Source organism: Sinomonas sp., assembly GCF_051955515.1.
Classification (GTDB): Bacteria; Actinomycetota; Actinomycetes; order Actinomycetales; family Micrococcaceae; genus Sinomonas.
In genome coordinates this window covers 1-5,798 of record NZ_JBQCGQ010000232.1, presented here as the reverse complement: position 1 = coordinate 5,798, position 5,798 = coordinate 1, and the positions used below count along the sequence as shown (strand labels likewise).

5 protein-coding genes are annotated in these 5,798 nt (G+C 70.4%); 4 read left to right on the top strand and 1 reads right to left on the bottom strand.

Features of this window, described 5'->3' with window-relative positions:
- Positions 1–135 precede the first annotated feature (135 nt).
- Both solA and add read left to right on the top strand, forming a co-directional pair.
- The gene (gene solA, locus ACTHL9_RS13795; protein ID WP_440519866.1) at positions 136–1,302 is read left to right on the top strand and encodes an N-methyl-L-tryptophan oxidase; all 1,167 of its coding nucleotides are present in this window, start codon (positions 136–138) and stop codon (positions 1,300–1,302) included.
- Between the two features lie 25 nt (positions 1,303–1,327).
- Positions 1,328–2,299 (top strand): adenosine deaminase, encoded by a 972-nt coding sequence (add, locus tag ACTHL9_RS13790; RefSeq protein ID WP_440519865.1) that lies wholly within the window; start codon positions 1,328–1,330, stop codon positions 2,297–2,299.
- Here the strand turns inward: add and ACTHL9_RS13785 are convergent, their stop codons facing one another.
- Entirely contained in the window at positions 2,300–3,301 is a 1,002-nt protein-coding gene (locus ACTHL9_RS13785) for a LacI family DNA-binding transcriptional regulator (RefSeq protein ID WP_440519864.1), read from the bottom strand. It abuts the gene before it with no gap.
- A gap of 130 nt (positions 3,302–3,431) precedes the next feature.
- Between ACTHL9_RS13785 and ACTHL9_RS13780 the strand changes: the two genes are divergently transcribed.
- Entirely contained in the window at positions 3,432–4,469 is a 1,038-nt protein-coding gene (locus ACTHL9_RS13780; protein ID WP_440519863.1) for a Gfo/Idh/MocA family oxidoreductase, read from the top strand.
- A 149-nt stretch (positions 4,470–4,618) separates the two neighbouring features.
- Complete coding sequence (locus tag ACTHL9_RS13775; RefSeq protein ID WP_440519862.1) at positions 4,619–5,743, top strand: LOG family protein; 1,125 nt, start codon at positions 4,619–4,621, stop codon at positions 5,741–5,743.
- Positions 5,744–5,798 lie beyond the last annotated feature (55 nt).

Below are 5,798 nucleotides of genomic sequence, written 5' to 3'. Positions count from 1 at the left end.
CCCCCGCCGGTTGCCCCGTCCCCTTCGCTGGCCCCTCTTGTGGCCCCGACCCCTCCGCTGGTTGTCCCCCCTGCGGCCGTGACGGGGCAACGAGATCTGGGAGGATAGGTCGGGCGTCCAAGGGAGGGGAGAGGCATGGGGTACACGCACATCGTCATCGGGGCCGGGGCGATCGGCTCCGCGGCGGCCTACTGGCTCTCGCAGCGGCCCGGCACCCGCGTGCTCGTGGTCGAGCAGTTCGACCTCGTCAACACCCTCAATTCCTCGGGCGACGTCTCGCGGATCATCCGCCACGCCTACCACAGCACGGACTACACCAAGCTGACGCCGGCCATGTTCGAGGCCTGGCGCGAGGTCGAGGAGCGCTCCGGACTGCAGCTCTACGTCAAGACGGGCGGGCTCGACCTCGCGACGTCGGCCGAGAGCAGTCTCGCCGAGCTCAACGCGTACCGAAGCGCGCTCGCCGCCGAGGGCATCCCGTTCGAGGACCTCACGGCGAGCGAGATCCGCACCCGTTACCCGCAGTGGACGATCGACGACGGCGTCACCGGCATGTACCAGGAGGCCGGCGGGCTGATCGACATCCGGAAGTCCGTTGCAGCCCACACGTCGCTCGCCCTGGCCCACAGCGTCGAGTTCGTGCCGCAGACGAGGGTGACTGGCGTCGTCGTCCGCCCTGGCAGCGTGACGGTGAGGACTCCGCGGGGCGACTTCGACGCGGACAACCTCGTGGTCGCCGCGGCGTCCTGGCTCGGCGAGCTCATGCCGGACCTGGGCCTCGACTACCGCCTCACGCTCTCGCAGGAGCAGGTCAGCTACTTCAGCTCTCAGAACCTGCGCGAGTTCACCCCGGACAGGTTCCCCATCTGGATCTTCCACGGCGAGCAGGCGTTCTACGGCTTCCCCGTCTATGGCGAGCCCGCGGTGAAGCTCGCGCGGGACATGCGCGGGCGCTTCATCGAGAGCGGCGAGCGGGTTTTCGAGGGCGACGACGACGAAGCCGCCATCCTGCGGGGCTTCCTCGAGCGCTACCTGCCTTCCGCCGCTGGACCGGTCTACGCGAACAGGACCTGCGTGTACGACATGGCACCCGACCGCGCCTTCGTCCTCGACACGCTCCCCCACGCGCCGCATGTCGCGGTGTTCAACGGCGCCGGGCACGCGGGCAAATTCGCCAGCCTTGTTGGCAAGATCCTCGCCGAGTTGCTCACCGACGGCGCCAGCCGGCACCCGATCGAGCCGTTCTCCCTGCGCCGGCCCGCGATCACGGATCCGAACTTCGAGCCGGTCTTCCGGCTCTGACCTGCTCAACAGAATGGAGGGCGACATGGCACCCACCTGGTGCGAGCTGCATGTGCACATCGAAGGAACCCTCGAGCCGGCCATGATCTTCGACCGGGCGCGGGCCAACGGGGTCGATCTTGCCGATCCCGACGAGGCCTCGCTCGCGCGCCGCTACGAGTTCCGCGACCTGCAGTCGTTCTTGGACCTGTACTACGAGAACATGCGCGTGCTGCGCACCGAAGCCGACTTCTACGAGCTCACCGCCGCCTATTTGCGGCGCGCCGCGGCGGCCGGCGTGGGGCACGTGGAGCTCTTCGTGGACCCTCAGGCTCATTCCGCCCGCGGGGTGCCGGCGGCGACTGTGCTTCGAGGGGTTCACCGCGCGCTGGAGACCGCCGGGGTGGAAGCGGGCGTGACGGGCGGAATCATCGCGTGCGTTGTGCGGGATCAGCCGGTGGCGAGCGCGGATGCGATGCTCGACGACGTTCTCGGCAGCGGGGTGCCGGTCCTCGGCCTCGGGCTGGATTCCGCTGAGGTCGGGTACCCGCCGTCGCTCTTTGGTGGGACCTTCGAGCGGGCCCGCGACGCCGGCCTGCACGTGGTGGCCCACGCCGGGGAGGAAGGCGGGCCGGACTATGTGTGGGAGGCCCTCGACGTGCTCGGCGCCGAGCGCATCGACCACGGCATCCGCTCGCTGGAGGATCCCGCACTCCTCCGCCGACTCGTGGCCGAGCAGATCCCGCTGACGGTCTGCCCGCTCTCGAACGTCCGACTGCGTGCGGTGCCGTCGATCGGGCAGCACCCGCTGCCGAAGATGCTCGATCTCGGCCTCACGGTCACCATCAACTCCGACGACCCGGCGTACTTCGGCGGCTATCTCGACGACAACCTTGACGCGCTGCAGAGCGCCTTCGATTTCGACCCCGGCGTCTTCGAGGCTCTCGCCGCCAACTCGGTTGCCGCGTCCTTCATCTCGTCTGACACAAAGGCGCGTCTGCTAGGCGAGCGTTTGTAGTCAACGCACGACGGCGGGCGGCGGCGCGGTGCTGCTGCGCGCCTTGAGCTGAGGCTCGAGGAGGACGGGCTGCGGCTCGAACGGGCCTCCCGCGATCCGCTCCGCCAGGAGCGTCGCCGCGACGTGGCCCGCTTCCCGGCTCGCGTTGTCCACGCTCGTGAGGCCGACCGCGCGCAGCCGCGCTGCGGGCGTGTCATCGTAGCCCGCCAGCGACAGGTCTGCGGGGACGGCGAGGCCGAGGTCTCCCGCCGCGGAGAGGAGGCCGAGGGCGGCCATGTCGTTGACGGCGAACGCGGCACTCGGACGATCGGGTGCGGAGAGCAGTTCCCGGCCTACCCGGTAGCCGGCCTCTTCGGTCAGCCCCGCATCGACGGTTCGGAAGCTCAGGCCGAGCCGTCGGGATTCGGCCTCGAACCCCTCGCGCCGCGCGTCGCCGACGGCCGTCCCCGGCGCGCCCAGGTGGGCGACACGCTTGTGGCCCAGCTCGGCAAGGTGACGGACGATGCGGCGGGCGCCCTCGCCGTCGTCATTCGTCACAACGGCGGCGCCCGGAGCCTGCGCGCGGGGCGAGCCCACCTGCACCGCGGGGAGGGTGCCGAGCTGGGCGAGGGCGGGCTCGGCGCCGTCGAGCGTGCCGACCACCACGATGCCCTCGACGCGCAGCTCGAGGAAGCGCTCCACGAGCGCCGCGCCCTCGAGCCGCCAATCCCCGAGGAGCGGGTGCAGGCCCTCGGCGTGGAGCGCCTCGGACAGGCCCTCGACCGCGGGGACGAACCACGGGTTGCGGAGGTCGTCGAGCACGAGCCCCACAATGCCGCTGCGGGCCGAGCCCATGGCCCGAGCCGCGGCATTCGGGCGGTAGCCGAGCTCTGCGGCCGCCGCTAGCACGGCCTGGCGTTTTGCCTTGCTCACGTAGCCGGTTCCTCTGAGGGCCAGCGACGCGGCGGACTTGGAGACACCCGCGCGCGCGGCCACGTCGAGGATCGTCACGGCCTTCGCCATCGAAGCCCCCTTCCGCGCGGCAATTGTCAGCACAAACCTTGACCGAAGAGCCGGTCGCAGGCATACTCTAAACCAAACCTTGGAACGTTCCCACAATTGTTTGATCAAGAAGACCACGAAGGAGTGCTCGTTGAAGACTGTTGTTCTCGGCCTGCTCGGCGTCGGCCGCATCGGCGTCATGCACGCCCGCAATATCGCTGCCCTCCGAGAGCAGTTCGCGGCCCGGGACATCGAGCTCCAGTTGAAGCTCACGGATGTGGCCGAGGCGCATGCGCAGGCTGTTGCCACGGAAGTCGGGGCCGAGTTCGTCCCCGGTGGGGTCAGGGGACTGCTCGACTCCGGCGTGGGCGCGTTTGTCGTCGCGACCGGCACGCCGACCCACCCCGAGCTCATCCGAGCGGGCGTCGACGCCGGCATCCCGGTCTTCTGCGAGAAGCCCGTCGCAGGCTCGCTCGCGGATTCGCTGCCCCTGCTCGACTACATCGCCGAGCGCGGCGGGGTGGTGCAGATCGGCCACCAGCGGCGTTTCGACGCCGGCTATCTCGAGGCCAAGCGCCGGTTCGAGGCGGGCGAGATCGGCTGGATCCACTCGCTCCGGGCGATGACCGGGGACATGGTCCCGCCCTCGGTCCAGTTCATCGCCACCTCGGGCGGCCTCTTCCGCGACTGCTCCGTCCACGACTTCGACATCATCCGCTGGCTCACGGACCGCGAGATCGTCGAGGTCTACGCGCGTGGCTCCAATAACGGCGACCCGGCAATCGGCGAAGTCGGCGACGTCGACACCGCGCTCGCCGTCGTCACCTTCGACGACGGGACCGTCGGGACCGTCTCCGCCACGCGGTACAACGGAGCCGGGCACGATGTGCGGCTCGAGATCCAGGGGTCGAAGTCGTCCGTCATGGTGGGCCTCGACGACAAGACCGCGCTCCGCTCGACCGAGCCCGGCGTCGTCTTCCCCTCAGGCGAGACCCACAAGACCTTCGCTGGGCGGTTCGACGCCGCATACCGCGCCGAGCTCGCCGCGTTCGTCGAGCTCGTCCTCGGGGAGCGGGACAACCCGTGCACCCCCGAGGACGCGGTTGCGGCGTCCTGGGTCGCCGACGCCGCACAGGAGTCCCTCGAGACGGGGCGGCCGGTCCGGGTAGAGGTTCCGGCCCGCGCCTAGCTCCCCAATACCTCCGCCGGATTCCCCAGCTTTTTGGCACTCTCGGCGACGGCACCCGCTCTGGCGCGTGGCGTCGTCGTCCGCTGCCGCTGAGAAGCTGGGGAGCCCGGTGGAGAAGCTGGGGAGCCGGGCGCGGCTAGTCTGTCCCCATGAACTCGACCCCCGCGCTGACCCCCATGCCGCGGACGCTTGACGTCGAGTCGCTCCGGCATTTCGACGAGCTCGTGGCCCGGGGCGCGCGGCGGATGTCCGGGTGGCAGCTGCAGTCGATCGACTTCACGGGCCGCTCGGCGGAGCTCAAGGCGATGGATCCCTCCGGCGCGGTGTTCCTCGGGTGCACGCTCTCGCCGGGCATGGAGGATTCCCTCCGCGCGCGGGGCGCCCTCGTGTTCCCTGCGATCCCCGGGCTCCCCTTCAACCCCTATCGCCCGGGCCTGTACAGCGGGACGGAGCTGTACGAGGGGGTCGAGTTCCGTCCCTACGAGGAGACGCCGGACGCCCTCATCTACGCGTGGACCAAGCAGCAGGGGCGGGCCGGCGTGGAGGGCGCGCTCTCGGTCGCGCTCCACGACCACCACATCGGCGAGTCACTCCACGACGCGCTCGCCGGGGTCTTCCGCGAACGCCGGATCGTCGGGGTCATGGGCGGCCACGCCGCGTTGCGGGGGAGCCAGACGTACGACGACGCCGCCCGCCTCGGGCGCGGACTCGCTGCGGCCGGCTTCGTGGTCGCCACGGGCGGAGGTCCGGGGGCCATGGAAGCGGCCAATCTGGGTGCCTACCTCTCAGCCACGCCCGAGGATGCCCTCGACGACGCCCTCCGCCGCCTCGCCCTCGTCCCCGGCTTCCGCCCCTCGGTGAGCGCGTGGGCCCGGGCGGCGCTCGCCGTCGTCGGCCTGCATCCGGGTGGGACGCCCAGCCTCGGCATCCCCACATGGTTCTACGGGCACGAGCCGCCGAATCTGTTCGCGACCCACATCGCCAAGTACTTCGCGAACGCCGTCCGGGAGGCGGTGCTGCTCGAGAAGGCCAACGGGGGAGTGATCTTCCTGCCGGGAGCCGCAGGCACCGTGCAGGAAGTGTTCCAGGACGCGTGCGAGAACTACTACGCGACGCCCGAGGCCATCAACCCGATGGTGCTGGTCGGGAAGCGGTACTGGACCGAGGACCTTCCCGCGTGGCCGCTGCTCGAGGGCCTCGCCGCAGGTCGGGGCATGGCCGACCGCGTGCATCTCGTGGACTCAGTCGACGAGGCGGTCGCCGCTCTGGCCTGAATCCGGTTGCGCCCCAAATACCCGTTGCTCCGTCACGTTTGCAGGGTGCGCACCC

Coding starts and splice junctions, on each gene's coding strand:
- solA (WP_440519866.1), top strand. CDS start 136: ATGGGGTACACGCACATCGTCATCGGGGCCGGGGCGATCGGCTCCGCG.
- add (WP_440519865.1), top strand. CDS start 1,328: ATGGCACCCACCTGGTGCGAGCTGCATGTGCACATCGAAGGAACCCTC.
- ACTHL9_RS13785 (WP_440519864.1), bottom strand. CDS start 3,301: ATGGCGAAGGCCGTGACGATCCTCGACGTGGCCGCGCGCGCGGGTGTC.
- ACTHL9_RS13775 (WP_440519862.1), top strand. CDS start 4,619: ATGAACTCGACCCCCGCGCTGACCCCCATGCCGCGGACGCTTGACGTC.